Source organism: Haloechinothrix salitolerans (assembly GCF_042662605.1).
GTDB classification, from domain to species: domain Bacteria; phylum Actinomycetota; class Actinomycetes; order Mycobacteriales; family Pseudonocardiaceae; genus Haloechinothrix_A; species Haloechinothrix_A salitolerans.
Window position 1 is genome coordinate 6502957 of sequence record NZ_JBHSXX010000001.1, and the last position, 26646, is coordinate 6529602.

The 26646-nt window shown below is 69.2% G+C and carries 33 protein-coding genes and 1 tRNA gene; 26 read left to right on the top strand and 8 right to left on the bottom strand.

Features of this window, described 5'->3' with window-relative positions; translation table 11 throughout:
• The first annotated feature begins 11 nt into the window (after positions 1-11).
• The 7 genes from ACFQGD_RS31220 (at position 12) to ACFQGD_RS31250 (ending at position 6835) form a co-directional block, all read left to right on the top strand.
• The gene (locus tag ACFQGD_RS31220; RefSeq protein WP_345391468.1) at positions 12-335 is read left to right on the top strand and encodes a hypothetical protein; all 324 of its coding nucleotides are present in this window, start codon (positions 12-14) and stop codon (positions 333-335) included.
• Between the two features lie 59 nt (positions 336-394).
• Positions 395-1252, top strand: coding sequence for a hypothetical protein (locus ACFQGD_RS31225; protein ID WP_345391471.1), 858 nt, complete (start codon positions 395-397; stop codon positions 1250-1252).
• A gap of 137 nt (positions 1253-1389) precedes the next feature.
• Positions 1390-1881: a helix-turn-helix domain-containing protein gene (locus tag ACFQGD_RS31230; RefSeq protein ID WP_345391474.1), complete on the top strand. Its 492-nt coding sequence runs from the start codon at positions 1390-1392 to the stop codon at positions 1879-1881.
• A complete protein-coding gene (locus ACFQGD_RS31235) occupies positions 1874-3136 on the top strand; it encodes a PBSX family phage terminase large subunit (protein ID WP_345391477.1) in 1263 nt (420 codons plus the stop codon). The genes ACFQGD_RS31230 and ACFQGD_RS31235 overlap by 8 nt, the downstream gene beginning before the upstream one ends.
• Positions 3137-3158: 22 nt before the next feature.
• Positions 3159-4673, top strand: a complete 1515-nt coding sequence (locus tag ACFQGD_RS31240) for a phage portal protein (protein WP_345391480.1) — start codon at positions 3159-3161, stop codon at positions 4671-4673.
• 21 nt (positions 4674-4694) lie between these two features.
• Positions 4695-6647, top strand: a complete 1953-nt coding sequence (locus tag ACFQGD_RS31245) for a phage minor capsid protein (RefSeq protein ID WP_345391483.1) — start codon at positions 4695-4697, stop codon at positions 6645-6647.
• On the top strand, positions 6644-6835 hold the full coding sequence (locus tag ACFQGD_RS31250) for a hypothetical protein (protein WP_345391486.1): 192 nt from the start codon (positions 6644-6646) through the stop codon (positions 6833-6835). Before ACFQGD_RS31245 ends, ACFQGD_RS31250 begins: the two co-directional genes overlap by 4 nt.
• Here the strand turns inward: ACFQGD_RS31250 and ACFQGD_RS31255 are convergent.
• Positions 6823-7092: a hypothetical protein gene (locus ACFQGD_RS31255; RefSeq protein ID WP_345391489.1), complete on the bottom strand. Its 270-nt coding sequence runs from the start codon at positions 7090-7092 to the stop codon at positions 6823-6825. The two genes, ACFQGD_RS31250 and ACFQGD_RS31255, sit on opposite strands and share 13 nt — an antisense overlap.
• Positions 7093-7102: 10 nt before the next feature.
• On the bottom strand, positions 7103-7561 hold the full coding sequence (locus ACFQGD_RS31260; RefSeq protein ID WP_345391492.1) for a hypothetical protein: 459 nt from the start codon (positions 7559-7561) through the stop codon (positions 7103-7105).
• A gap of 147 nt (positions 7562-7708) precedes the next feature.
• Between ACFQGD_RS31260 and ACFQGD_RS31265 the strand changes: the two genes are divergently transcribed.
• From ACFQGD_RS31265 to ACFQGD_RS31355, 19 genes are all read left to right on the top strand, one after another.
• A complete protein-coding gene (locus ACFQGD_RS31265; RefSeq protein ID WP_345391495.1) occupies positions 7709-8359 on the top strand; it encodes a hypothetical protein in 651 nt (216 codons plus the stop codon).
• A gap of 2 nt (positions 8360-8361) precedes the next feature.
• Positions 8362-9243 (top strand): major capsid protein, encoded by an 882-nt coding sequence (locus ACFQGD_RS31270; protein WP_345391498.1) that lies wholly within the window; start codon positions 8362-8364, stop codon positions 9241-9243.
• On the top strand, positions 9240-9503 hold the full coding sequence (locus tag ACFQGD_RS31275) for a hypothetical protein (protein WP_345391501.1): 264 nt from the start codon (positions 9240-9242) through the stop codon (positions 9501-9503). The genes ACFQGD_RS31270 and ACFQGD_RS31275 overlap by 4 nt, the downstream gene beginning before the upstream one ends.
• 3 nt (positions 9504-9506) lie before the next feature.
• Positions 9507-9908: a head-tail connector protein gene (locus ACFQGD_RS31280; RefSeq protein ID WP_345391504.1), complete on the top strand. Its 402-nt coding sequence runs from the start codon at positions 9507-9509 to the stop codon at positions 9906-9908.
• Between the two features lie 119 nt (positions 9909-10027).
• Positions 10028-10351 (top strand): hypothetical protein, encoded by a 324-nt coding sequence (locus ACFQGD_RS31285; RefSeq protein ID WP_345391506.1) that lies wholly within the window; start codon positions 10028-10030, stop codon positions 10349-10351.
• Between the two features lie 18 nt (positions 10352-10369).
• Entirely contained in the window at positions 10370-10738 is a 369-nt protein-coding gene (locus ACFQGD_RS31290; RefSeq protein WP_345391509.1) for a hypothetical protein, read from the top strand.
• The gene (locus ACFQGD_RS31295; RefSeq protein ID WP_345391512.1) at positions 10735-11169 is read left to right on the top strand and encodes a minor capsid protein; all 435 of its coding nucleotides are present in this window, start codon (positions 10735-10737) and stop codon (positions 11167-11169) included. Before ACFQGD_RS31290 ends, ACFQGD_RS31295 begins: the two co-directional genes overlap by 4 nt.
• 13 nt (positions 11170-11182) lie before the next feature.
• Complete coding sequence (locus tag ACFQGD_RS31300) at positions 11183-11704, top strand: phage tail tube protein (RefSeq protein WP_345391515.1); 522 nt, start codon at positions 11183-11185, stop codon at positions 11702-11704.
• The gene (locus ACFQGD_RS31305; RefSeq protein ID WP_345391518.1) at positions 11704-12207 is read left to right on the top strand and encodes a DUF7426 family protein; all 504 of its coding nucleotides are present in this window, start codon (positions 11704-11706) and stop codon (positions 12205-12207) included. The genes ACFQGD_RS31300 and ACFQGD_RS31305 overlap by 1 nt, the downstream gene beginning before the upstream one ends.
• Complete coding sequence (locus ACFQGD_RS31310) at positions 12204-12368, top strand: hypothetical protein (protein WP_345391521.1); 165 nt, start codon at positions 12204-12206, stop codon at positions 12366-12368. The genes ACFQGD_RS31305 and ACFQGD_RS31310 overlap by 4 nt, the downstream gene beginning before the upstream one ends.
• Before the next feature lie 30 nt (positions 12369-12398).
• Complete coding sequence (locus ACFQGD_RS31315; RefSeq protein WP_345391524.1) at positions 12399-15119, top strand: phage tail protein; 2721 nt, start codon at positions 12399-12401, stop codon at positions 15117-15119.
• 4 nt (positions 15120-15123) lie between these two features.
• Entirely contained in the window at positions 15124-15993 is an 870-nt protein-coding gene (locus tag ACFQGD_RS31320; RefSeq protein ID WP_345391527.1) for a hypothetical protein, read from the top strand.
• Complete coding sequence (locus ACFQGD_RS31325; RefSeq protein ID WP_345391530.1) at positions 15990-19253, top strand: hypothetical protein; 3264 nt, start codon at positions 15990-15992, stop codon at positions 19251-19253. The genes ACFQGD_RS31320 and ACFQGD_RS31325 overlap by 4 nt, the downstream gene beginning before the upstream one ends.
• A 3-nt stretch (positions 19254-19256) precedes the next feature.
• The gene (locus tag ACFQGD_RS31330) at positions 19257-19817 is read left to right on the top strand and encodes a hypothetical protein (protein WP_345391533.1); all 561 of its coding nucleotides are present in this window, start codon (positions 19257-19259) and stop codon (positions 19815-19817) included.
• 96 nt (positions 19818-19913) lie between these two features.
• Positions 19914-20057 carry a hypothetical protein gene (locus ACFQGD_RS31335; protein ID WP_345391535.1) on the top strand — a complete coding sequence of 48 codons (144 nt, stop codon included), beginning with the start codon at positions 19914-19916 and terminating at the stop codon, positions 20055-20057.
• Between the two features lie 3 nt (positions 20058-20060).
• The gene (locus tag ACFQGD_RS31340; RefSeq protein WP_345391538.1) at positions 20061-20744 is read left to right on the top strand and encodes a peptidoglycan-binding domain-containing protein; all 684 of its coding nucleotides are present in this window, start codon (positions 20061-20063) and stop codon (positions 20742-20744) included.
• The gene (locus ACFQGD_RS31345; protein WP_390221126.1) at positions 20741-20878 is read left to right on the top strand and encodes a hypothetical protein; all 138 of its coding nucleotides are present in this window, start codon (positions 20741-20743) and stop codon (positions 20876-20878) included. The genes ACFQGD_RS31340 and ACFQGD_RS31345 overlap by 4 nt, the downstream gene beginning before the upstream one ends.
• Positions 20879-20933: 55 nt before the next feature.
• A complete protein-coding gene (locus ACFQGD_RS31350; protein WP_345391546.1) occupies positions 20934-21203 on the top strand; it encodes a hypothetical protein in 270 nt (89 codons plus the stop codon).
• 55 nt (positions 21204-21258) lie between these two features.
• A tRNA-Ser gene (locus ACFQGD_RS31355) sits at positions 21259-21345 on the top strand.
• 124 nt (positions 21346-21469) lie between these two features.
• Here ACFQGD_RS31355 and ACFQGD_RS31360 read toward each other — a convergent pair.
• From ACFQGD_RS31360 to ACFQGD_RS31385, 6 genes are all read right to left on the bottom strand, one after another.
• Positions 21470-22621 (bottom strand): methyltransferase domain-containing protein, encoded by a 1152-nt coding sequence (locus tag ACFQGD_RS31360; protein ID WP_345391549.1) that lies wholly within the window; start codon positions 22619-22621, stop codon positions 21470-21472.
• Positions 22618-23571 (bottom strand): ATP-grasp ribosomal peptide maturase, encoded by a 954-nt coding sequence (gene tgmB, locus ACFQGD_RS31365; protein ID WP_345391552.1) that lies wholly within the window; start codon positions 23569-23571, stop codon positions 22618-22620. Before tgmB ends, ACFQGD_RS31360 begins: the two co-directional genes overlap by 4 nt.
• Positions 23568-23921: a putative ATP-grasp-modified RiPP gene (gene tgmA / locus ACFQGD_RS31370; RefSeq protein ID WP_345391555.1), complete on the bottom strand. Its 354-nt coding sequence runs from the start codon at positions 23919-23921 to the stop codon at positions 23568-23570. The genes tgmB and tgmA overlap by 4 nt, the downstream gene beginning before the upstream one ends.
• Positions 23922-24160: 239 nt before the next feature.
• Positions 24161-24550: a hypothetical protein gene (locus ACFQGD_RS31375; protein ID WP_345391558.1), complete on the bottom strand. Its 390-nt coding sequence runs from the start codon at positions 24548-24550 to the stop codon at positions 24161-24163.
• Between the two features lie 34 nt (positions 24551-24584).
• Complete coding sequence (locus ACFQGD_RS31380; protein WP_345391561.1) at positions 24585-24962, bottom strand: hypothetical protein; 378 nt, start codon at positions 24960-24962, stop codon at positions 24585-24587.
• 365 nt (positions 24963-25327) lie between these two features.
• On the bottom strand, positions 25328-26539 hold the full coding sequence (locus ACFQGD_RS31385; RefSeq protein ID WP_345391564.1) for a helix-turn-helix domain-containing protein: 1212 nt from the start codon (positions 26537-26539) through the stop codon (positions 25328-25330).
• Positions 26540-26646 lie beyond the last annotated feature (107 nt).

Genomic DNA, 26646 nt, shown 5'->3' on the forward strand with positions numbered 1-26646 from the left:
AGGGGGAAGACATGAGCGAGGACTACGACCAGCGCGCCCGGCACGCGCTCGTACGCGGTGCGGTGCAGTTCGCCGACCCGGTGAACTGCCGGGAGACGCACCCGCACGACGACGGGGTCGAGTGCACGCTGCCGCGGGCACACCAAGAGGTCGAGCGGACCCCGCACCGCGACGAGAACGGCGTCGAGTGGTTCGCCGCGCCGTGCCGCTGCGCGTTCGACATCAACCGCACGGAGCCGTGCCGCGAGTGCGGCGGAAGTCGCCGGCGGCTGCTCGACGCTCTGCCCGCCGATGACGACCTCGACGACCAAGTGCAGGACGCGACCACGGCGTGAGGCCGTCGACGAGCTGCTGCTCGCCGTGCCGGTGACATCGGCTGTCGAGGCTCGGGTGCATGATCACGTGCACCGTTCCCTCGTGCAGCAATCCGACCGCCGGCGGCACGGTGTGCGGCTTGTGCCTCGGCAGGGTCCGGGCCGAGCTGGTCGAGGTCGCCGAGCTGGTCGACGACCTCGACGACCAGGTCGCCCGGCTCACCCGGACCGGGCCGCGGGTCGGCTCGCGTCCGGCCGAGGTCGGACTGCCGTACAACCTCGGCGCGGCCGAGGTGCGCGACGACCTGCGCAACACCTTGTCGACGTGGGTCCGGGAACTCTGGGAGACGCACGGACCACGCCGAGCGGTACCGACCGGGGAGAACGGCCCGAACGGCGAGGCACTCGTCGACGCTGTGCTCGATCCCCTCGGCCTCGACGACACCGTGCCGGACATGGCCGCGTGGCTGCGCCGACACCCCTCATGGGTCGAGTACCACCCCGCCGGCGGTGAGCTGGTCGACGAGGTCGCCGACACCGTCGAGCGGGTACGCCGTGCGGTCGACCTTCCGCCGGCGCGCGTGTACTGCGGACCGTGCCCGGACTGCGGCACCGATCTCTACGCCCGGCCCGAGCGCGCCGTCGTTGCCTGCCGCGAGTGCGGCACCCGGCACGACGTGCAGGCCCTGCGCGAAACGCTGCTCGACGCTGCCCGCGGCACCCTGGCGACCGCGGCCGAACTCGCCCGCGCACTGCCCCGGCTGCTCGGCCGCGACCTGTCGCCGAACACCGTCCGGACATGGGCGCACGCCGGCAAACTCGCCAAGCGGGCGCCCGACAACCGCGGTCGGCCGCGGTACCGGGTCGGCGACGTGATCGACCTCGCGCTCGCCTCACCGGCTCGTCATGTCACCCGATCCGGTGCCAAGTCCCCGTAGAATGGTCATCAGCAGCGGGTGAGCTGTACCCGCATCCGGAGATCCATTCCCCGTTTCCTCCAATCTCGACAGCCCCGAACCCCCTCCCCCCTGGGTTCGGGGCTGTCGTCTCTCTTGCGCACGGCGAGGTGATCCCCTTGCCGCGCAACCTGATCACCGATGCCGACCGCGACCGCGTGCGCGAACTTCACGCCGAGGGCAAGACGCGCAACGACATCGCACGCTCACTCGGCCGCTCGCCATCCACGGTGACCGGTATCGCGCGCTCGCTCGGCCTCTCGTTCGACCGCACGGCCACCGCCGCGGCCACGCACGCCCGGCAGGTCGACAATCGCGCCCGGCGCACCGAGATCGTCGGCCGGCTCTACGGCCGCGCCGAGCGGGTGCTCGCCCGGCTGGAAGCGCCGGCGTACAAGTTCACCGCGACCACCGTGCACGGCATCGAAACCAAGGTGCTCGACCACGTGCCCGCGCCGGATGAGAAGGCGCTCGCCTCGGCGACCTCGACCCACCTCGCCGCCGCGGCTCGCCTTGAGCAGGTCGACGCGGACAAGGGCAGCGAGGGCGTGAAGTCGATGCTCGGCGGGCTCGCCGCCGCACTCGGCATCCGGGCCGCCGGTGATGACTGACCTTGAGCTGCCGCTCTCGGCGAAACAGGTCGAGTCGCTGCGGGAGTCCTCGACTCGCGTGTCGATCTGGTCGGGCGCCATCCGGTCCGGCAAGACCATTGCATCGCTGTTGCGCTGGTTGATCTACGTCGCCAACGCGCCCCGCGGCGGTCAGCTCGTGGTCGTTGGCCGCACGCGGGACAGCGTCGCGCGCAACGTGTTCGCGCCGCTGCAAGACCCGTCCCTGTTCGGGGCGGTCGCCGAGCACGTGCACTACACCGCGGGCGCCCCGACCGCCCGGATTCTTGACCGCACGGTGTACGTGCTCGGCGCCTCGGATGCCAAGGCCGAGAAGGTGCTGCGCGGTATGACCGTGGCCGGCGCCTACGTCGACGAGCTGACCGTCGTCGCCGAGGACTTCTTTACGCAGTTGCTCGGCCGCATGAGCGTTCCGGGCGCGCAGGTCTTCTGCACGACGAACCCCGATTCACCTGCACATTGGGTCAAGCGGAAGTACCTCGACCGCCTCGGCGAACTGCCCGACTGGCGCTCGTTCTCCTTCGTGCTCGACGACAACCCGGCCCTTGAGCAGTCCTACAAGGACAGCATTCGCCGCGAGTACACCGGCCTCTGGTACCGGCGGTTCGTGCTCGGCGAGTGGGTCGCCGCCGAAGGCGCCGTTTATGACATGTGGAACCCGGCCGATCACGTGGTGCCCTGGGAGCAGCTCCCCGACATGGCGCGGCTACTCGCCGTCGGCATCGACTACGGCACCACCAACGCAACCGCGGCTCTGCTGCTCGGCGAGGGTGTCGACCACCGGCTCTACCTGGTCGACGAGTGGCGCCACGACCCGGCACACGCACAGGTCCGGCTCACCGACTCGCAGCTCTCGGCGGGGCTGCGCGACTGGCTCGGCCGGCCGCACCTGCCGCGAGTGACCGAGCTGCGTCCGCAATGGGTCGTCGCCGACCCCTCGGCCGCCTCCTTCCGGGTGCAGCTCCACAACGACGGGGTGACCACGGCCGCGGCCGACAACGACGTCGCGTACGGAATCCGGACCATGTCGAGCCTGCTCGCCGAGAAGCGACTGCGCGTCGCCGACCGCTGTGCCGGCTTCATCCGCGAAGCCCCCGGCTACTCGTGGGACGACGACGCGACCGCCAAGGGCACCGACGCCCCGGTCAAGGTCGCCGACCACAGCCTCGACGCCGGCCGCTACGCCATCACCACCACCGAAAATCTCTGGCGCGCGTCACTCGCGCTCGCCGCCTGACCAGTGAAAAGGGGGTCAGGCGATGGGGAATCAGTGGCCGCCGGCGCCGTTCAACCGCGCCGCACAGCGAATGCGCGAGTGGGATGCCTGGTACGTCGGCAAGCCCGAGCAACTCGCCGCGTTCTACGCCAACGGTCCGGCCGTCCACACCCGCCCGAGCCAGTACCGCGGCGGACTGGTCGGCGCCGTCTCCCGGTTCTTCTGGGGACGGCCGACCAGCCCCCGCGGACAGCAGCGGACCCGGCTACACGTGCCGCTCGCCTCCGACATCGCGACCGCCTCGGCCGACTTGCTGTTCGCTGAACCTCCGCGGATCACCGTCGGCAACGCCTCGGCGCAGACCCGGCTCGACGAGATCGTGAACACGGCCGCGGTGCACTCCGCGCTCTTGGAAGCGGCCGAGGTCGCCGCCGCGCTCGGCGGGGTTTACCTGCGGGTGGTCTGGGATGCTGACGTGGCTCGGCACGCGATGCTCGACGCCGTCGACGCCGACGCCGCGGTGCCGGAATGGCGGTGGCGTCAGTTGGCCGCGGTGACGTTCTGGCAGACCGTCGAGCATTCCGACGGGGCGAACGTCGTGCGGCACCTCGAACGGCACGAACCCGGCCGCATCGTGCACAGCCTCCACGAGGGCACCGACGACGAACTCGGCCGGCCGATCCCCCTCACCGAGCACCCCTCGACCGCGTGGGCGGCCGAGCTGGTCGACGCCGAGGGCGCGATCGAGACCGGCACCCGCCGGCTCACCGCCGGCTACGTCCCCAACATCCGACCGGCGCGCGAGTGGCGGTCGGTCCCGGCGTTGAAACCGTTGGGGCGCAGCGACTTTGACGGGGTTGAGCCGCTGCTCGACGCGCTCGACGAGACGTACTCGTCATGGATGCGCGACGTTCGGCTCGCCAAGGCCCGGCTACTGGTGCCCGCGGGTTACCTGCAACCGCTCGGCCCCGGACAGGGCGCGGTGTTCGACGACGATCAAGAAGTCTTCACCGAGTTGAACATGCTCACCGGCCGCGGCGACGGCTCGCCGCCGATCACCCCGAGTCAGTTCGCGATCCGGGTGCGCGAGCACCGCGAGACCGTCGAGCAGATCACCCTCGACGTGCTGCGCGCCGCGGGCTACTCGCCGTCGAGCTTCGGCGAGGTCTCCGGCGCGACCGGGGTCACCGCGACCGAGGTCACCGACCGGCGCGAGATGTCGGAGACCACCCGCGACAAAAAGTCGCGGTACTGGCAGGCCACCCTCGGCCCGCTCGCCGGCGCGCTGCTCGACGTCGACCGGGCGGTGTTCGGCGGCACGGGCATCGGGCTCGACGAGACCCCGGTCGTGGACTTCGGAGACCAGGCCCAACCCGACCCGGCCGAACTCGCCCGCACCGCGCAAACCCTGCTCGCCGCCGAGGCTGCCTCGACCGACGTGCGGGTGCGCATGGTCCACCCGGAGTGGGACGACGAGCAGGTCGACGCCGAGGTCGCGCGCATCCTCACTGAGACCGGCCGCGCCGTGCCGGACCCAGCAACCTTCCGCGGAGTCTGACCGGGGGCGGGGGCGAGCGCGATGCCGTGGGAGCCACCACCGGGCACCGACCCGGCCGAGGTCGTCGAGCAGCTCGCCCGCGACATCCTCGCCACGTTCACCGAGGCCGAGGCGCGGCTGCTCGCCGACATCGCTCGACGCGCCCGCGCCGGCCGCGAGGTGCCGGCGTGGGCCGCGGAGAAGGCCGCCGCGGTGCGCGAGCTGCGCCTCGCCGTCGAGCGGATGATCACCCAACTACGGGCCGAGGCGGACACCGCCGCGGCCGAGGCCGTGCTCGCCGCGTGGCAGGCAGGCAGCGGCGCCGCGCTCTCCCAGCTCTACGAGGCCGGCGCGCTCGATGCCGGACAGCTCGCCGCGCTGCGCGACGTCATCCCCGGCATGGATGCCGCGGCGCTGCTTGCCGCGGACCTGACGAGCCGGCTCGAAGCGCTGTACCTGCGGGTGCTGCGGTGGGCGCAGGATGCCTACCAAGTGGCGGTAGCCGCCGCGGCGCCGTCGCAGTTGCTCGGCATCGGCACGACCCGCTCGGCGCAGCGCTCGGCGTGGGATCGCCTTGTCTCCCAAGGGGTGACGGGGTTCGTTGACAGGTCCGGTCGCGCGTGGAACTTGGCGAGCTACGTCGAGATGGCCACCCGCACCGCGACCGCCCGCGCGTGGAACGACGGGCACCTCGCCCGCCTCGACGACCTCGGCGTCGACCTGGTCACCGTCTCGCGCACCTCCGACGGGTGCGCGCTGTGCTCGGTCTGGCAAGGGCGCATCCTCGCCCGCTCCGGCCCGGCCGGACAGCGTCGCGTCGAGAACGAGCTGACCGGCGAGCCGATGCTCGTCGAGGTCGCCGGCACCGTCACCGAGGCCCGTGCCTCGGGATTGTTCCACCCGAACTGTCGGCACACGTTCTTGCCGTTCATCCCCGGCGTGACCCGGCTCGCCGAACCGGCCGAGCACGACCAGGTCGCCGAGGACGAACGCGAAGACCTGCGCGAGCTGGAACGCAAGGTGCGGCGGGAGAAGCGCAAACAGGCCGGGGCGCTCACCCCGGCCGACGCGCAGCGTTCCGCCGCGAAGATCCGCGATCTACAGGCCGAGATCCGCGAGCACGTCAAGGCGACCGGGCTCAACCGCAAGCGCTACCGCGAGCAGCTCAACCTCGGGCACGGCCCCATGCAGGCTGCTCGGCGCCGGCGCGAGGGTCTCGCCGAGCAGCTCGCCGAGGGCACCGTCGAGCAGACCCGGCTCGACGCGGTCGCCGCGGAGCAGGCTCGCCGGCGTGAGGCCGAGCGGCTCGCCGCCGAGCAGCAGGCCGAGCGCGAGCGCGTCGAGGCCGAACAGCGCGAGCGCGAGCGGTTCGCCTCGGAGTTGCGCGAGCTGTCCGACGAGGCGCTCGCCGACCGGCTCGGCGAGGTCGGCGACGACGAGGTGTTGGTCGACCTGGTGCTCGTCGAGCTGGACCGGCGCGACGCCGAGCACCGGCGCCGCGAGGAACGGCGCGAGCGCGAGCAGGCTCGGCGCGAGCAGCAGCAGGCCGAGCAGTTCGCCGAGTACGAGCGGCTCGTCGCCGAAGGGATGGACGATCAAGAGGCGTGGGCGCAGGCGACCGGCACGACCGTCGAGGCGCTGCGCCGTACCGAGGCCATTCGGCGACTACGGGCCGACGGCTACACCGGTCGCGGGTTCGACGAGCTTGCCCGTGCCGCCTACCGCGACCATGTGTACGAGCAGTACATCGCCGCGGAGGATGCCACGCGCGGGCACATGCTCACCCCGGCAGGGGAAGCGGCCGGCGTCGACCCGCGCGAGTTGTTCACCGGACCGGCGAGCCGCGCCCGCAAATGGGCCTCGCCTGAGCTGCGGGAATGGTGGGATGCCAACGGTAGGATGACCTTCGACGAGTACGCCGCGTGGCTGCTCGACGACGTCGGAGGCGCCCGCGGTGCTGGGTTCCGCACAGGTGGGGAGGACTGGTTGCAGTGACCTTGTCCGACCAGGTGCGCGCCGCGCTCGCCGAGGGGCGAGCCGCGGCGGAGAACCGACAACCGGCCGCAAACCCTTACCGCACAACGAGAAACCCGCCGAGCCTCGCCGAGCAGGCGCTCGCGAACGCATGGCGCGCGGGCTACCAGAGCGGCACGGCGTCATTCCCGGTGGACTACTCGGGCTGACTCCGGCGCCCGCTGCCCGGTTTCGACGTCCCGGCCGCGCCTTGTCCGAGGCGCCGTGTGCCCCAGTCGCGCCACTCCTGTTCCCGGCTGGGCGCCCATCCGTAGACGAATCCCTTGCCCTGCCTGATCTTCACGTCAGGTTCCGGACACGGGTTGTCGGTGCCGGCGTAGCGGGCGAGGTACTGCGTCACGGTCGCGCCCGCCACGCCGAGCCACTCACCCACTGTCGCCGTGCCGGCGTGTTCGATCGTTGCCACCTGCGCAGTCTCACCCATGACGACGGCCGGCCACGCCGAACCCCGCCGTGCGGGCAAGTCGCGCACACCGCAGGCACGCCGGCATCTCGTCGCCGTCGGTGTCGATGACCAAGAACGGCGCGCGCCGCGAACAGGTGCCCCACCCGCACCGGTCCGGCCGAGGCCAACACACCGGGCAGGCCGCCCGGCGGTAGCCACGGGCACCACAGGTCGCCGGATCGCTGTGCACCGACTCGACGACGACCTCGGACTCGGGCGGACCGGGGATGAGGAAGCCGAACAGCGCGCCGTCAGTCGGCTCGCCGCCGAGCGTGATCGTGAACAGCTCGTCGACCTGGTGCTCGTCGACGACGGGCTGCTCGGCGAGCGGCTGCTCGGCCGACGCCTGATCGACCTCGCCGAGCAGGTCGAGGGAGAACTGCCCGCGGTGCGCCGCGCGCAGTGCCTCGGCATTGAACAACGCGTTCATGTCCACCCCTAAGTGTTGTCTTTATTGTTGACAACACTCTAGCGGTTCACCTCGGAGTGTCGTCAACAACCGTGACGACACTCTTTTTGTTTTGCCTGGTCATCAGGCACAGACCACACACCCGAGTACGTCTAGGAGGGCTCTCCCATGTCCGCACCCGTGCCCAACGCGCCGGCCGACGGTGGCGCCGCGGATGCGCCACCGACCCCGGACCCGACCACGTCCGCAGGTCCGGGCGGTTCTCACAGCGGTTCTAACAGCGAGCCGAACAGCGGTTCTAACACCGGCGCCGAGCAAGGCTCGCCGACGACCTCGCCGGACGTCGAGGCGCTGCGCACCGAGGTCACCGAGTGGCGCACCAAGGCCGAAGGCGCACAGCAGGACATCGTCGACAAGATCGCGCGTGCGCTCGGCATCACCGCCGGCGACGAGGCGCCGACCGTCGAGCAGGTCACCGACCAGCTCACCGCGGCACAGCGCGAGGCGCGCGAGCGCGCGGTCGATCTCGCGGTGTACCGCTCCGCGGACGCGGCCGGCGCCGACCCCGACGCGCTGCTCGACTCGACCGGCTTCCGCAAGCGCGTCGCCGACCTCGACCCCGCGGCCGACGGCTTCGCCGACAAGGTCGCCGCGGCCATCACCGCGGCTGTGAAGGAAAACCCGCGGCTGTCCGCCGCGCCTGCCGCGGCGCCACGCAGCGGCGGAGAGATCACCGGCGGCTCGCCCTCCGGTGGCGACGACCTCGGCTCGCTCTCGATCGAGGACTACATCAAGCGCACCAGGAAGGGGCGTAGCTGACCATGCCCAACCAGCTTCTGACCGTCGACGTGATCGCCCGCGAGGCAATCGCGACGCTCTACGAACAGACCGTCATGGCCGGACTCGTCCACCGCGACTACGAAGGCGACTTCACCGGCACCAGCGGCGACACCATCACCATTCGCAAGCCAGCCGTCTTCACGGTGAACGAGTTCAACCGACAGACCGGCATCGTGTTGCAGGAAGCGCGCGAGGGCTCGACCACGCTCACCCTGGACAAGATCCCCGACGTGTCGTTCGCGGTCACCTCCGAGGACTGGTCGATGCGGATCACCGACTTTTCCGAGCAGTTCCTCACCCCGGCAATGGAGGCCATCAGCCAGTACGCCGACCGGCTCGTGCTCAGTCTGCGCGCCGATGTCACGCAGACCGTCGAGTACGACCCGGCCAAGGTCAACGTCTCCGACGTGCTGCCCGCGGCGGGCAAGGTGCTCAACGACGCGAACGTGCCCACCGCCGACCGGCGCGCGGTCGCCGACACCGCCCTTACCGAGCGGTTCCAGACTGACCCGCTGTTCACGCAGGCGCAGCAGGTCGGCGACGACGGAACCGCACTGCGCGAGGCGAGCATCGGGCGCAAGCGCGGGTTCGACAACTACATGTCGCAGAACATCAAGGACGGCGTTTCGGTGGCCTTCCGCCGCGAGGCGTTCGCCCTTGCAACCCGGACGCTGCCACTGCCGCGAGGCATCGGCGCCGGACAGGGCTCGGTCGTCTCGTACAAGGGCCTTGGCCTGCGGGTGATCTACGGCTACGACATGTCCAAGAAGCAGGATGTCGTTTCGATTGACTGCCTCATGGGCGTGAAGACCCTCGACGCCAAGCGCGCCGTACTGATGAAGCGGAAGGCGGCGACCCCGTGACCGCCTACCGCAACGTGCGCACCGGCGAAGTCCACGAGCCGGACGCCGGTTCGTGGATGGCCGACCGGCTCGACGCCCTCCCCGAGGTGTGGCAGCCGTTCGAGTCCGCGGAGCGCGTCACCACGGCGCGGCCGGCCAAGGGCGCGCGGAAAGCCGAGTGGGTCGACTTCGCCATGTCCCGCGGCTACACCCGGACCGACGCCGAGAGCCTCTCGCGTGATGACCTCGCCCGGCTGTTCGACGAGGACGACGAGGGGTAACCCGTGCGCGTCTACGCCACGCCGGCCGACCTCGTCGACTACGCCGGTCCGGGCGTGGTCGACGAGGACACCCCGCGCAAGCTCGCCCGCGCGTCCGAGCGGGTCGACTCGCTGCTGCTCACCGCGGTCTACGACACCACTCCCGACGGGCTGCCCGTCGACGTCGAGGTGCGCGACGCGCTCAAGCGCGCAACCTGCGCGGTGGTGCAGTGGTGGGGCGAGACCGGCGACGAGACCGGCGCCGGCGGCCGGTTCGTCGAGTCCCAGATCGGCACCGTTCGGCTCAAGCGCGCGGAGTCCGATACCGAGCCGGACCTCGCGCCGGCCGCGGTGCGCATCCTCGCCACCGCCGGACTGCTCTCCCACTCACCGCACACCCCGGACCGCCACGGGAACGCGAAATAGCGAGGCAAACCGCGTTTCCGCAGTTCAGGACCGATGCACTCACCGATGAATGCACCCATGCGTGCACCGATGAGGGCGCCAACCAGTGCGACACGCAGTGAGGGGGTGAACAAACCCCCATGCAGGTTCCCGCGGTCCTGCTGCCGCACACGATCACCGTGCGCCCCTACCTCGGTACCGGCCCGTACGGCGACGTCCACGGCGACCCGGTGACCATCCGGCGCACGTTCGTCGAGGACCGGCGCCGGCTCGTGCGCTCGGCCGACGGTGACGAGCTGATCAGCGAAACCACCGTGCGCACCCGGCCGCACGAACATATCCCCGTGCGGTCCCTGGTGACCGTCTGGCCCGGCACCCCACACGAACGCACCGGCCGCGTCCTGACCTCGAACCTGTTCGACCACCCGTCGAGCTACTCGCACCGCGAGGTCGCACTCACCTAACCGAGAAGGGGGTGCGGCATGGCGTTCGAGGTTCGCGGCAACGGCGGGGTTCGGGTCGAGTGGAACGGCAAGCAGGTCGACGCCGCGGCGCACGCCGGCGCCGTTCGTGGGCTCGCGCTTGGCGCCGAGCACGTGCGCGCGGTGTCGGTGGACCGGGCGCCCCTCGATACCGCGGCTCTGCGCAACAGCGCGACCGCGAGCCATGACGCCGACTCCCTCACCGCGGCCGTGTCCTACGACACCCCTTATGCCGCACGGCAACACGAAGAACTGACCTGGCATCACCGCGAGGGCGGACCGAAGTACCTCGAAAGCGCGCTAGCCAGCGAGCGTGAGGTCGTCGCCCGGCTCATTCAGGCGCAGATCCGGAAGGCGCTCGGGTCGTGAGCTGGACATCGACCCTCGCGCACGGGCTCGCCGAGTACCTCGCCGCGGCCGGCGTCGGCACCTACCGCCCGAACGGGATCTACCGCGACGACGAGGTCGGCATCGTCATCGGCGCAGTGCCCGCTTCGCCGCCGCGCGTGGTGGTGCTGACGCCGTATCCGCTCGTCGACGACGTCGACCAGGCCGACAGTGTGCTCGGCCTCCAGGTCCGGGCGCGCAGCGCGACCGCGGACCCGCGCGAGGCGCTCGACCTCATCGACGCGGTGTTCGACGCGCTGCACGGCGCGACGCACCTCGACCTCGCCGGCGCCCTGGTGCACCTCGCGCAGCGCACCGCCTCGCTCCCGATGGGCCGCGACCAGTCCGGCCGCTTCGAGCACGCCGACACCTACCAGCTCACCGCGCACCGACCCACCCGACACCGCACGTAAGGAGGCTGCCGACATGGCGCTGCGCTCACTGCTCGCCAAAGACTGGGCATTGGAGGTCGACACCCGCGCCCCGAGTGCCACTGATCCCCAGTGGACACGGGTCAACGGGCTGACCAACTTCACCGAGACCACCGACGACAACACCGAAGACGACAGCAGTTTCGACGGCAACGGCTGGGGTTCCTCCGTCGTCACACAGCGCACGTGGTCGATTGAGGCCGAGGGCAAGCGCAAGCGCACCGATGCCGCGACCTTCACCCCCGACCCGGGACAGGAAGCCATCCGCAAGGCCGGCCGCATCGTCGGGTTCGCCGCGAACATCCGCGTGCGCTGGTACCGGCGCGACGGCTCGCCCGATGCCTACGAAGGCACCGCGACCGTCTCGGGGTTCACCAAGGGCGGCGCCGTAACCGACCTCGAACCGTTCAACTTCACGCTGAACGGACAGGACCTACCGACGGAAATCCCCAACCCCGCAACGAATCCGCCCGCCGGCACCTCGGTCACCGTCGACGATGAAAGGGGTGTGGCCTGATGGCATTCCGCGACCTCTCCGAGGTACTCGACGCTGGTTTGTCTTTGCCGTACAAGGGAAAGACCTACGAGGTAGCACCCGTGGACGCTGAGACCGGTCTGCGGTTGCAGCGGCTCGCCGAGGTCGCTGCGCACGCGGCCAAGGCGGCGGAGTCTGGCGAGCCGCTCGACGAGATCGCGCTCGACGACGCCGAAGAGGTCGACCTCTACCGCGACGCGCTCGGCGCGACCTACGACGAGATGCTCGCTGACCGGGTGCCGTGGCCGGTGCTCAAGGTCGCCGGCGTTACCGCGTGGCTCGACGCCGCGGTGTCCCGCGAGGCCGCCGAGGCGTATTGGAACGCGGCCGGCTCCCCGGAAGCCTCAGCCGGGAATCGGGAGACGCGACGAGCGGCGGACCGATCGACCCGGCGACAGGGCTCCGCGAGTGGTACGACCCGCACCCGCAAGGCGCCGGCGAAGACGGCCACACGTGGGCGCAAATCCTCGACCACTGGGCATTGATCGAGGCTGACCTGCACGAGGTGTACGGCGTCGACGTCGAGTCGGGCATCTTGCGCGCCCGCTCGTGGCGCTGGTTGCGCGTCCGCGTGGTGGGGCTGCTCTCGTGCGAGTCCCGCCTAGCTCGCGCGCTCTCCCCGGCGAAGTCCTCGCCGAGTCGATGAACCGCTGACCAGTCCGCGGGGGGTGACCCCGTGGCACTGACGATCGGCGAGCTTGTCGGCTACCTCTCGGTTGACAACTCCGGTTGGCGTCGAGGACTTGCGCAGGGACGCAAGGAACTTGACGGGTTCAGCCGCGACGCCAACGGCCGGCTACGGGATGTCCGCGGCCGGTTCGTCGCCGAGGGCGACGCTTCCGGCCGAGGGTTCGCCCGCGGTCTCAACGGCGGCATTGGCTCGATCTTCGGGGTTGTCAGCGGCGTAACCGGCGTGGTCGCCGCCCTGGTGACCAACGTCGGGGGCGCGACGCTGCGCTTGGGGGTGATGGCGGGCGCGGCCAACCTCGCCGGCTCCGGCTTGGGCGCGCTCGCCGGCGGGGCGGCGACCGCCTCGGGTTCCCTGCTGCTGCTCCCTGCCGCCATCACCGCGGGTGCGGCGGCAATGGTCACGCTCAAGGTCGGCATGTCCGGCTTCGGCGAGGCCATGTCGTCGATGGACGACCCGAAGAAGTTCGCCGAGTCCCTCGACAAGCTCGCGCCGAGTGCACGCGAGACCGCGGTCGCCGTGCGCGAGCTATCCCCGGCGTGGCGCGAGGTTCAGCGGTCGGTACAGCAAGAGCTGTTCGCCGAGATGGGCTCGGTTGTCCGTCAGCTTGGCGGGTCGTATCTGCCGATCCTGCGCGAGGGCATGACCGGCGTTGCCTCGTCCTTCGGGGTGGCCGCGGCCGGCGCCGCGGGGTTCCTGCGCGAGGCGCAGACGATGAACGACACGCGGGCGATCTTCGCCTCGACAGAGACCGTCGTCGCCGACCTCGCAGGCGCAACCGGCCCGCTGCTCGCGGTCTTCCGCGACGTCGCCGCGGTCGGCGCGGAGATGCTCCCCGGTCTGTCCGCCGGCGCCGGTGATGCCGCACAGCGGTTCGCCGACTTCATTGCCACAGCACGGCAAACCGGCGAACTCGCCGAGTGGATCAGCAACGGCATGTCGGCCGTCGGTGATCTTGCTCAGTTGCTCGGCAACGTCGGCGGCATCATCGCGGCCGTCTTCTCGGCCGCGCAGGGCTCGGGCGTGACGACGCTGTCGGTGCTCGTGCAGGCCACCGGCGCCGCGCGTGACTTCCTGCGCTCGGCCGAGGGAATGCAAGCCCTGACGCAGATTTTCGGCGGCATCTCCGCGGCCGGCTCCGGGCTGCGCCCGGTGCTGTTCGAGCTGGGCAACGCCTTCACGAACTCGATCGCTCCGGCCGTGGCCGAGATCGGCCCCGTGATCGGCGAGGCCGTCGCGTCCCTGTCCCGTGCGGTCGGCCCGCTCGGGCAGGTCTTCGCCGCGGTCGCGCCCCTGGCGGCCCTGCTCGCGCGGGTGCTCGCCGAGCAGCTCGCCGGCGCGATCGAACGCCTTGCCCCCTACGTCGTGCGGCTCGCCGACTACCTCGCCGCCAACCCGGCCCTGTTGACCAGCATCGCGACCGCGGCCGGCGTGGCGGCCGTCGCCTTCGGCCCGCTGTCCGGCGTGCTCGCCGGACTCGGGACCGTCTTCGGCACCATCGGCCGTTTCGTCGGCCCGCTGCTGAACCTGGTCGGTGGCGTCGGTGGCCTCGGCCGCGCGCTGTCGTTCCTGACCGGCCCCGTCGGCATCGTGCTCGGCCTGCTCACCGCCCTATACGCCGGTAACGAGCAGTTCCGAAACGCGGTAAACAATTTGCTCGGCGTTCTCGGTGGACTGGTTGGCCAGATCGTGAGCGCTTTATCGCCTGCCCTTAGCGCGATAGCTGGTGTTTTCTCGACGATCGCGAACGCAGCGGCGCCGCTGATTGAAAAACTGGCCGTCGGACTGGTTCCGATTATCCAGAAAGCGGCCGAAATCCTGTCGCTCGTAGTGACTGCCGCCTCGCCTCTGATCGAGCTTCTCGGAAATCTGCTCGCCGGTGCGATCGGTTTTGTCGGCGAGCGACTCGCCGGACTGGTGAGCGACTTCGAGCCGCTGATCAACATCATTACGTCGGTTGCGCTACCTATCCTCGATTCGCTGCTCGGAACCGTGATTTCCGTTTTCCAGAACGGAATCGTGCCGATTATTCAGGGCGCGGTCTCGGTCGTATCCGGGATCATCCAGACGGCAATGTCGCTGGTCAAGGGCGATTGGTCGGGAGCCTGGGAGGGCATCAAGAAAATCGCGTCGGGCGCCCTGGAAATGCTCAAGGGCGCCATTCGCGGCGGAATTGACCTCGTCGTCGGAATCTTCCGTGACTTACCGGGCGTTCTGCTCGGGATGCTACGCGATGCCGGAAGCTGGTTGTACGAAACCGGAAAGAGCATCGTTCAGGGCCTCGTCAATGGAATTGGCGCAGTCGGCAAGTGGATCAAAGACAAGATCATGGGCTTTGTTAGCTCCGCCTGGGAGGGAGTCAAGAGCTTCTTTGGTATCAACTCGCCTTCCCGGCTCATGATGGGCGCCGGCATCAACATCGGCGAGGGTTTGATCATCGGCGTTGACAAGATGTCCGACAAGTTCAATCGGGCGTTCTTGGACATGGCGACCCCTCCGCCAATTCCGCCCGCGGTCATTCCCGCGCCGCGGATCGCTGCACCGGCGGGGGTGGACTTCGTGCGCAACCTCGCGCCGTTCGAGGCTCGCCGCGGTGCGGCCGGCGGTGGCCCGGTGGTCCACGTGACCAACCACTACCCGCAGGCCGAACCGACCTCGACCACGGTCAACCGCGGGTTGCAGTACGCCGGCGCGCTCGGGTGGGGGTGATTCGGTGGCGACCTACACAGTGGACGGTGTTCCGCTGGATCACCCCGCCGGCTGCTGGAAACTCCTTGCCGCAACACAGGTTCGGCCGTTGCCGGGGGTGCGCACGGCCGCGGTGTCGGTGCCCGGACGACCCGGCGAGCTGCCGCTCGTCGGGGAAGACGTCGAGGCGACCACGATCGGGCTCACCCTCGGAATCACCGGCGTGAACCCGGCCGGCGTCGACCAGGGCGCGCAGGGCCTCGAACTCAACATGCGCGCGGTGTACGCGCTGCTCGGCGTGCGGCACCGGTTGCTCGACGTCCGGTACTCACCCGCGGCCGGCGTCTCGGACCTACGCGCCGAGGCCAAGGTCGTGACCGCCTCCGAACCGCAGGTGTGGCTCGGCGCCGCCCGCGCCCGCCTGGCCGTGGTGCTGCGCGTACCCGGCGTGTTCTGGCGCGACGTCACGCCGTCGACCTGGTCAACGACCACCCTCGGCGCCCCGGTCCGGGTGGCCACCCTGGACGGTGCGACGGCGCCCGTGCTCGACGCCGTCCTGCGCATCACCGGCCCCGTGACCGGGCTGCGCGTCACCGACACCGCCACCGGCGGATGGGTGGCCTACCCCGGCGCGCTCGCCACCGGCCGGCAACTGCGGGTGCACTGCGGCCGGATGGACGCCCACGAAGCGCCCGGCGTCACCTGGGAGGGCACCGAGGCGAACGCGACCGGCCGCGTGATCACCGGCGGTCCGGGCTCCGGGTTCCGGTTCCTGGCGTTGACCCCGGCCGCGGTGACATCCGCCCACGACCGTGGTGTGCAGGTGCTCGTCGAGGGCACCGGCACCACCGAGGCGACGCTCATCGAGCTGCGAGCGGGAAGGGCGTACCTGTGACCGGTTTCGATGTGCGGCTCGTCGCCCACGCGCCCAACGGCGACCGCCTCGGCGTGCTGCCCGTGCCGTTGTCGGTCGAGGTCGCGTTGCCGCTGGACGACGTCGGCTCGCTCCGCCTGTCCTACCCCCTGAAAGCGCCCGGCGCCGCCGCGCTCGCCACGCCGATCGAGGTCGCCGTCGAGACCTACGACCCCACCTTGGGCACCTGGTCGGAGGTCGACGGCGGCCGGTTCCTGCGCATCAAGCGCAGCGGCGACGTCACCGACCCGACCGGCGCCCGCGCGTTCGAGCTGCCCGCCTACGCGTGGATGCTCCGCAAAGCTCGGCTGTTCCCCTCCGACCGCGACAACGCCGAGGGCAAACGGCCGTTTCTGTCCGCCACCCCCGGCACGATCCTCGGCACGCTCGTCGCCGAGGCCAAGGCGCGAGGCGCGCTCGCCGGCCTGGTCGTCGACTTCACCCCGACCGTCGACAGCGCCGGCGCCGCCTGGTCGAAGGTGCTCACCATCTACTACGAGCCGGGTATCGACGTGCTCGCCGTGCTCGACAACCTCGCCGAGCAGGGCGTGCTCGACTGGACCCTGTCCGGCCGCACGCTGCGGGTGTTCAACGCCGACACCACCCTCGGCCGCAACCTCGCCGAGGGCGACAGCCCCGTCGACCTGCGCCTCGGCCGCGACATCACCGAAGCCCCGGACACCGGCACGCTCGAAGACGTCGCCTCCGCGGTCTACGTTAAGGGCGAGGGCGCGGCCCGGCTCGAACTGACCAACCCCAACGCGCCGGCCCCGTGGGGACGATGGGAAGGGTTCATCACCCAAGGCGGGGTGCGCGACCCCGGCACCATGCGCCTGTTGGCCGAGGCCGAACTCGACCGCACCGGCCGCGAGCGCGTACAGGTCACCCGCGGGCTCACTTTCGCCGCGGCGAAGTGGTTACCGCTCAAGCACTACCGGCCCGGCGACTACGTGCTCGCCCCCGGCGACGCCGGCGCCCTGGTGCCGCTGCGCCTGCGGCAGATCACCCTCACCCGCGACCAGGCCGGCACGCTCGGTGGCAACCTGGTGTTGAACGACAGGCTTATCGAGCGCGAGCTGCGCCTCGCCAAGCGCACCGCGGGCATTGTGGGCGGAGCGACCGCGACCGGGGGCAGCGGCGCCCGGCCCGCGCCGGAAGGTCCGGACCCGCGCGAGCCGGCCGCACCGGCGGGGTTGATCATGGCGACCTCGGCCTACCTCGATTCCGACGGCGCCGCCCGCGGCCAGATCACCGCCACGTGGGGCAGGGTCGACAAAGCCGTCGACGGCACGGTGATCGAGGTCGCCCGGTACGAGCTGTACCAGCGACCCAACGTCGTCGGGTTGCCCTGGTCGAAGCTGACCGAGACCACCCACCCGGACAACACCGCGACCGGCTCGCCCTACGACGTGGGGACCGAATGGGCGTTCAAGGTGCGCGCGGTGAGCAAGGCCGGCGTCTTCGGGCCGTTCTCCGCGCCGTCCGCGGTGACCATCGCCGCGGACACCGAGGCGCCGCCGGTTCCCTCCGCGCCGCGGCTGACGACCCGCCTCGGCGTGATCCACGTCGAGTGGGACGGCAAGGGCGCCGCCGGCGAGCTCATGCCCGCGGACTTCTCCCACCTCGACGTGTGGATGTCGGCAAGCAGCGACGTTCCGATTTGGTCGGAGAACTGGCCGTACCGCGACAACAAGCTCGACCCGAACACGTGGTCGGTGCTGCTGTCCGGTTCGGAACCCGCCTACACCGTGGCCGACGGAAAGCTGACCTTGACTTCGGGTTCGGACCTGCTCGCCACGCGGGACACCGGCGCCCGCGACTACGTCGTCACCGCGCGAAACCTCGCCGTCGGGACGCAGTACCGCGCCGGCGTCTACGCCCGGTATCGCCCCGGCCCGTCCCCGGAATGGCCCTACCGCGAGCGCGCGGTGTACGTGCTCGCGCGGCGGAACTCCGCGGGCAATGACCTCGCGCTGTTCGTCGACTCCGACACCAACAGCCGCGCGACCCCGATCCCGCTGCCCGCCGGCGCCACGCTCGACGACCTGACGCTCGGCCTGTCGGTGTCCGGTCGCGCGGTCGAGGTGTTTGTCAACGGCGCGAGCGTGCACACCGCCACGCTCACCGAGGCCGAACTCGCCGAGCTGGACGGCACCGCGGCCGGTGTCTACCTCGAATGGCCGCGAGCCTCGGTCGGGCTGCTCACCGTGGCCCCGAAGGTCTCAGCCGACCCGGCGCGGGTCGGGCAGTTGGAGGGCGCCGGCACGCTCGTCGTCGCCGGACAGCCCTACAACCAGCCGCGCACCTTCCGGCTCACCGCCCTTGATCGCAGCGGCAACACCTCGGCCGCATCCGAGCCGGCGACGATCAGCACGAAACCGCTCGTTCCGCCTGACCTCATCGGCCGGCCGATCTACGGCGACAAGATCGTCGCGAACAGCATCACCGCGGATCAGCTCGCCGTCGGATCGGTGACCGCCTCGGCGATCCGGGCGAACACCATCACCGCCGAGAAGCTCTCGGCTGACGCCATCGACGGCAAGGTGATCACCGGCGCGACGATCCGCACCTCGGCGACCAACCCGCGGGTGCAGCTCGACGAGGACGGGCTACGGGCGTGGAACAGCTCCGGCACGCGCACCGTCGACGTCTCGGCGAGTACCGGCGCGGCCGACATCGCCGGCACCTTGCGCACCGGCACCAGTGGGGTTCGCGCCATCGTCGACGCAAGCGTGTTCGGCGGATACCCCGGCATCTACTTCACCGGCATGGCCGGCTCGCCAGGGTTCGAGCCCACGGTGCACGGCCGCGAAGACGGAACCCTCTGGTCACTTTCGGCCGAGCAGGTCGGCAACTCGTCCGGCCGCTCCGAGCTGATCCTGCGCAAGGGTGGCGGGTGGCGACTGGGTAGTGCGTTCGGCAACGGCAACACCCCGGTTGCCTTCAATGCGCCCGGCGACGGCCGAGTTTCTATTGATGGCATTCTGCCTCGCGGAATGGGACGCACAACCATGTTCGGCTTCGGCATTACCCACATCAACCCTGGCGCGTTCTCGGTACGCATAGATTACGGATCGACCGTGGTTTCAGCGCCACCGGTCCCGCACTGCACCCTTGTCACGGGAAACCCTCAAGACGGTATTACTTGGGGAGTCAGCCGATGGGACTTCAACGGGTTTCAATTCAACTGGGGCAAGGGTGCAGAAATTGACATCCATTGGCTGATAATCAGGAGCGGCTGACTAGTGGACATCAAGATTGCCAGCTCAGCGATAACGAACGAGCAGGGTCTCGGTCCGTGCTATCGGATTGTGCAGCACACCGAATATGGCATCGAACTGTACATTCTGCCGCGCTCAGCCATTGCGTGCGACATGGAGTTGTACGACGTCGACGACCCGGTGCAGGTGCTCAACTGGCGTCTGCACGGCTACCGCGGCGCCCCGACCACGCCAGGCATGATGGAACCTTCGTTAGGTAAGGCAGTTGAGGCGCAACAGTTGCAACTCAATGTCGAATACGCGCGTGCCCGACTTGCCCAAAGATCAACCCCCGACGATGTTGGGACCGTGCTCGAAAACGAGGTCGCTCTCGCCGATGCCGCCATCAGAAACCTAAAGTCTGAGGCCAGACTGCTTCGCGACGATGAAGTCTCCACCATCAAGAGAACTGCGAAAATCGCCGACGATGACCAGTTCGCGGCGCTGCGAATGCTAGTGGCGAACGATGCGGCAAGGGTTAACGCTGACCGAAATCGATACCGGGAAGAACTCACGCGACACATGACAACTGGCGTCGATTTGTAGGCCCATCTAAAGCAAGCCTGATTAGCTCTCATGGCGAGGGCGGATTTGGTGCGCCCGTTTACGGGGCGAGCGAATTGTATCGAATGAGAGGAACGCATGAGTACACCCGTCATTCCCGACACCGGCGACGTCGTCGACCCGACCGCCCCCGACCCGACGCCGGACGAGATCACCGACCCGGCCCACCCCGACTACGTCGAGCCGGCCGCCGAGGCGACGCCGGCCGCCGAGGGGGTGTGAGGTATGGGCATCTACGTCGGATACGAGCCGGCTCGATCCTGCACCGGCTCGCCGAGCAGCGGCGCCCGCGCGCTCATGGCGTGGTTCCTCGGCGCCTACGGCGGACAGGGCGGGCGAAACCTCGGCATCTACAACTGCCGCGGCATCCCCGGCACCAAGTCGACCAGCCTGCACGGCGAAGGACGCGCGGCCGACCTCGGCGTGCCCGTCGGCGCCGGCTGGGCGCAGGTCCTCGCCGACAAGCTCGTCGCGAACTCCGCGGAACTCGGCATTCAGTGCGTCATCTACAACCGCCGCATCTGGTCGGGCAGCTACCCCCACGCCGGGTGGCGCCCATACAACGGCACCCACCCGCACACCGATCACCTGCACGTCGAACACTCGTGGCACTCCGCGCGCACGCTCACCGCCGAGCGCGTGCAGCAGGTTCTCGGCGGTGGAGGTCAGCCCGGACCCGGACCGACGCCGGGCGCCCGGCCGACCATCCGGCGCGGTTCCAAGGGCGCCGCGGTCTCGGAGGCTCAGCGGATCTTGAACGCCTGGTACCCGTCGCTGTCCCGGCTCGCCGTCGACGGCGATTTCGGCCCGGCCACCGAGGCACGGGTCAAGTACATGCAGCAGCGCGCAGGGCTCGCGGTCGACGGCATCGTCGGCCCGAACACCTGGCGCCGGCTGCTCGGCGGGTGAGACCGGTGCCCGTCCTGCTCGCCGTCGCGCTCGGCCTGGTGCTCGGCGTGCTCGGCCAACGCGCGTGGGTCGCCGTCGGCGAGATCGAGAAGGCGCTCGCCGAGGGCGACCGCGAACTCGCCGAACGCGACTAGATCGCACACATGTTCGAAGTTGTCCCCAAAGTTGTCCCCACCTGTGGAGAAACACATGTCTGATCGCTTCATCTCGTGGCTACGTACCGTCGTTCCGGTCGCCTGGTCGGCCCTGGTCGCGTGGCTGGTCTCCCTCGGCGTGCCCGACTTCGTCACCGGCGCACTCGGTAGCGCCGGCGAGCTGGTCGTGCTGCCGATCGTGCTCGGCGTGGTCTACCCGCTCGTGCGCTGGATCGAGCCGCGGCTGCCCGACTGGCTCACCCGCGTACTGCTTGGCTCGGCGCAGCCCCCGACCTACCGCAGGTCAGACAGCCATACGCCGTAGGAGACGCCGGTTGACATAACGACTTCGGCACTCGGATACGCTGATCAGCAAGCCGGGTAGCGTGTCCGAGCGGCCGAAGGAGAGCGTCTTGAAAACGCTTGAGGGTTGATCCCCTCCGTGGGTTCGAATCCCACCGCTACCGCAACAGACCAGTACGTTTCGGTCGTCGCACCGAAAGAGCCGCCCCGCACCCTCACCGGGTGCGGGGCGGCTCTTTCTCGTTGACCGCTTAGGCGAAGTGGCGCCGGAACGCTGTTGCTCAGCGGCTACCGCGGCACGGTCCAACTGACCTCGCCGTCTGGCTCGTCGAGCCACACGTGCTGTCCGTCGGGGGTGACGGTCAGCCCCAGGCGGGGCCAGTCCGGTTCGCCAAGGTCGCGCCACTGCTCGTATGCCTGTTCCACAGCGGCCCACAGCGCGGTGACTCCGGCCTCGACGACTTGGTGCGCCCCGTCGACCTCGTCGAGGGCGACCTCGACCCACGAACCATCCGGGCTGGACAGCGTCGCCGCGGTGGGCTTCCTGGTGTCCGGATCGAGGCGCATCCCGTAGGAGACGCCACGCGGTAGGGCGAACTGCGCCAGGAACCAGACGACGCGGTGCGACCACCAAGGTTGGGCCGGCGTGTTGGTGGTGCGCTCGGCGCGATCGGTAGACCGCGGCCGGTTCGCGGTGACGAGGTCTCCCTCGTGTCGCATCGCCATGAATGCCGCCCACCGTTCGGTGAACCGACCTTCGAGTCGCCCCGGCTTCCGGTTCAGGTACACCAGGTTGCCGGCACCGACCGCGAGCTTGAGATCGACCAGCACCCGCCCGTCGTCGGTGAGCTGCTCGGCCCACTGCCAGGGAACGGACGGAACCGAGCACGTCGCGATGATCCGGTCATACGGCGCGTGGTCGGGTAGGCCGTGCTCACCGTCCACCGCGGCGAGCGTCGGACGGCAACCGAACTCGGCGAGCCGCTCACGAGCGCCGTCGACGAGGCCGGCGTCAACGTCGACGCTGAACACCTGGCCGTCGCCGAGGCGCTGCGCGAGCAACGCGGCGTTGTAGCCCGTGCCGGTCCCGATCTCCAAGACGCGGTGCGTGTCGTTGATGTCGAGTAGTTCGAGCATCCGCACCATGAGATCGGGTTTCGTGCTCGACGACACCGCGTACTGATGCCCGTTCCGGTCTTCCAGCGCCGTGACCAAGGTTTCCGGCGAGTACACCAGGTCGAGCCCTTCCGGCGACGCGGTGTCGATCTCGCGCCATTCCCCGGTCTGGCCGTCCTGCTGGTACGTCTTCGGCACGAGCACATGCCGCGGGACCGAAGCGACGGCAACACGCCAAGCCTCGGCGTGGAGGTCGCCACGCTCTTTCAGGGTGTCGGCAAGCCCCTCGGCTCGGGCGGCCCAGTCGACATCTGTCGGTATCACTGTGTCCCTTCCGCAAGTAGTTCGGCGAGTTGGTCGGTCAGTGGCGCCCCTGTCTTCGCTTCGATCCACCCATACTGACCGCCAGGGTTGACCTCCAGAAAAATCCATTCGCCGTCGGGCGTGACGACGAAGTCGAGGGCTCCGTACGTCAATCCAAGGCTGTCCATCAGCCGGCGAACACCGCGGGCGACCTCGTCGGGCAAGTCGGTCAGCTCGTACGACAACGCGTCGTAGTCCGTGCGCCAGTCGACGTAACTGCTCGCGCTCCCCGCGTGGATCGCTACCGCGGTCATGGTCTCACCCACCACCGTGACGCGAGTCTCGAAGGACTTCGGCACCCAGCTTTGGAAACAGTGCGTGGTGACCTCGATCCCCCGGAGGTCCGCGAGGTCGGCCTCGTCGACAAGCCGGGTAAAGCCGACCTTGCGTTGCCCTTCCTCGTAGATCGACGACGCTCCGAGCAGCTTGGTAACCGTCTTGCCGCGGTCGGCGAACGACCGCACCGTCGCCGGCTCGTTCGTGATCACCGTGTTGGGCACACTGAGGCCCGACCGAGATGCGGTCGCGAGCTGAACCGGCTTGTACGCCGCGTCCGCGGCACGGGCGGGATGGTTCACCCACAGCACCGGGAGTGACGCGAGCACACCGCCAAGGCCGTACTTCGCTTCCATGAACGCGTGGTGCCGCTCGGCCGCGCTGAGTTCGGCGGGGAGCTGGTACGCCTCGGGACTGCGGTACCAGACGGCTCGCACCTCGTCGAGGTCGAGCGTTCGGTGTTCTGTGCGCAGCGTTCCGGACCAGTGCCCCCCGCGCAGCTCAGCGGAGACGCTGAGCTGCGCAGGGAACCAGGCCGTGTTGACCCGACACACGTCGACCTCACGTTCGCGCAGTGCGCGCACCATGTTGTCGGCGCTCATGTCGAAGTCACGCGCCAGGATCAGAACCGTCATGCAGCAGGGGACGGCTGGTCGAGAACAGCGTCGTAACTCCAGTCCTCCGACCGGCCCTCGTCGCCGTCGTTGTCCGACACCGAGTTCGCGGTCGCGTCGACGATCTCGATTAGCGTGCGGCCGTCGGGGGTGACTGCGGTCTGCTGCTCGTGGTCGTACCTGTACTCCGGCAGCGGGTGCCTCGTTCCCGCGGGCGCCTGCATCGCACGCAGGTTCCACGGTCGCAGCTCCGCGGACGACGGCACACAGTCAGTCGATCGCTGGCTGAACGAGGCCGCCAACGCGAACTGTGCGGAGTGCGAGGCGATCGGGTCCTCGGCGAACTCGACCGGTGCGAGAATCGCGGTCATTCGATGTTCCTTTCCTCATGCCGAACACTGGTTGTGTCTGGCAAGTTGAGCCCCGTTCGGCGCGATGCGTTCAGGTCCGCATCAATACGGGGAGTCTGTTCTGTTGTGTCCTGCCGCGTGATCAAGACTTGCGCCCGCGCCGCGGCGCTCGCGAGCCCCAACCGGTTAGAGCGGGCCGGGCTGGTCATTACGAACGGTTACCCCCAGGAACCCGGTAACCGGGTGATCGGCGAGCGGAATCACGCGGCGACCAGTACCGGCGTCCCTGGGGCCGCGTAGTCCTCATCGTCGAGCCATTTGAAGGCGGCAAGTTCCGTTGTCCGCTCGGGGTCCATCGTCCGAAGGTGGTGCAGCAGGTAGGGGCGGACGAGTGCGGACTGTTCTTCCTCGTAGACGTATTCCGGGTACCGGTCGTATGTCTCGTACCCGCTGATGAGGTCCGCCCCATAGAGGTTCCCGAGAACGACCGTGGTTTCGACGTCGTCCGCTGAGATTGGCTCGTCGATGTTCATGCGGGCGGGTTTACGCGCATGGCGACCGATCGACGGCCGCAAGTAGTACGCGAGCGCTCCCGCACTCAACGCAGCAATAATGATCAGAACCCAACTGAACACGCCGATTCCAGGCATGAAATACACCACTATTCAATAGTCGGAGAAAATGTCAAATTTCCAGGAACGAACGTTCGCGGTTGACGGGCCGTGTACTCGGCGGAACCCATAGGCTGCTTGGTGTTGGCACTACCAGGCGTGGTGCCCGCGGCTCGTCCGGTCGAGGCAGGTCGAGCAGCTCGTCGACAACGGCGGGCAAGTCGCCGTTACGCCACCACACGACGTTGCCCGGCGCCAACGCGTCGAACCTGACGTCGTTCTCGTCGACACGAGATCGGTAAGCCGTGGCGTCGTCCTCGCTCCGGGCTAGGACAACGTCGATAAACGGTTCGTCGTGCCCAAAGGTGAACATCATCAACTCGGGAAGCTGAATCGGGCGAAAGCGTCGAGCCGTGAGCGCCTTCAACGCATCGTCGCTAGCGCCGCTCATGACGCACTCCGTGGAACGTGACGGGCGCGGAGGGCTCGGGGGGTTGACCGCCCCGCGCCCGTCACGGACTTGTGCGGACCATCGACACGCGGGGGATCGTGCCGCGGGGCCTGGTCACGCTCGCCAACATTGGCCTTGGAAACGGTGACGTCGTCCGCGATGGCGTGGAACTTGGCGCGATGTCGACGGACGTGCCGCACTCGGGAGACGAACACGGAGATGAGCACGTAAACAGCGACTCCGCCAGGGAGAAGCCAGACAACGGCCTCACTAAAACTCATAGCGCCACCTCCGGTATCAGAGATGACGCTATGAGTAACCACGGGGACCCAGGTAGGAATGTGGTTCCTACCTGGGTCCGCCGATCAGGTGGTTTGCACTCCGAGACGCTTCGCGAGTCCGAACAGCTTCGACGAGCTGACTCGCCGCTGGTGGTTCTCGACGAGTTCGCCAACGACGAGCCTCGGGAGGGTCTGGTACTGCACCCAGTCGGGCGCCTGGCGCTCCATCACGAGCAGCGTGTCGAGCGCTTGCTGATCGTTTCCGAGGCGAGCGTGCGCGTACGCCCGATCTGCGAGGTGCCGCGCCGCCGAAGCCAACGGCAAGCCGTTTTCACGCGGCATCAGCGTCGCGGCGTCGAGCGCGCTGGTGTAGTTCTCGGTGACGACATGCACGTCGACCGTCTGCATGATCACCTGCGACGGACCGAACGCCGTTTCGTAGTCGTTCCGGTTGTAGCCGATCCGGTTCGCCACTTCGCCGGCCGACTGCATGAGGCTGTTCGCCTCGCCAACCTTCCGCGCTCGACCTGCCGCTGTCGCACCGGTGATGAGCAGGCTTCCGAACGCCGAGAGCTGCTCGGGAGCGACGTCCCCCCGCGGCTCGATCCGCTCCGCGGTCGACGTTGCGATGCGCACCGCCTCGTCGTAGCGACCCTGCACGAGCAGTTGCCATGCGACCGACCCGCGCACGGTGGCGTGCAGCAGCTCGTCGTCGGCCTTCTCGGAAGCGGTGAGAGCCATCCGGATAGCCAGGAACGCGGCGTCGGGCTGTCCCATGTGCACGAGCGTGCAGCCCGTCGCCCAGTACAGCCGCGTCATGAGTTCGTTCGCGTGCACGCGCTCGGCGGGGGATGCCGCGTGCACCGTGGCGCGAACCTGCGAGATCGCCGTCGGCAACACGGTCGCGAGGGTGTTGTACCGGCCACCCCAGTACAGACCCCACGCATGATCAACGATGCGTTGAGCCTCGTCGGGCGACACCGCCTCGCCGGTCACGTCGCCGAGCAGGTCGTCGACGGAGGTCAAGGCGTGCCGGATGGCGACGACACCCTCGTCGGGCTTGGCGGACGGCAACGGGTGCCCCTTGGCAAGCAACAGCGACGTGTCGATGTCGAGCGCCTTAGCGATCTTGTGAAGCGTGCCGATCGACGGAGAGTGGAACCTGTTCTGTTCCATCTTGCGAATTAGGTCGACGCTGCACCCGGCCGCGGTGGCGAGCTGCTGTTGCGTCATGGACTTGCCGCGAAAGCGGCGGATGCGGTCGCCGATTGAGGCGTCAGGCATCGGACTCGTCATCGGGGCACCTCCCGTTTCTCGTACGCATTCCACGGTACGCACATCACGACCGGGTGAGTAAGGCGAGAGCGTGACGAGATCCTTACGGCGGTCACTGTCACGGACAG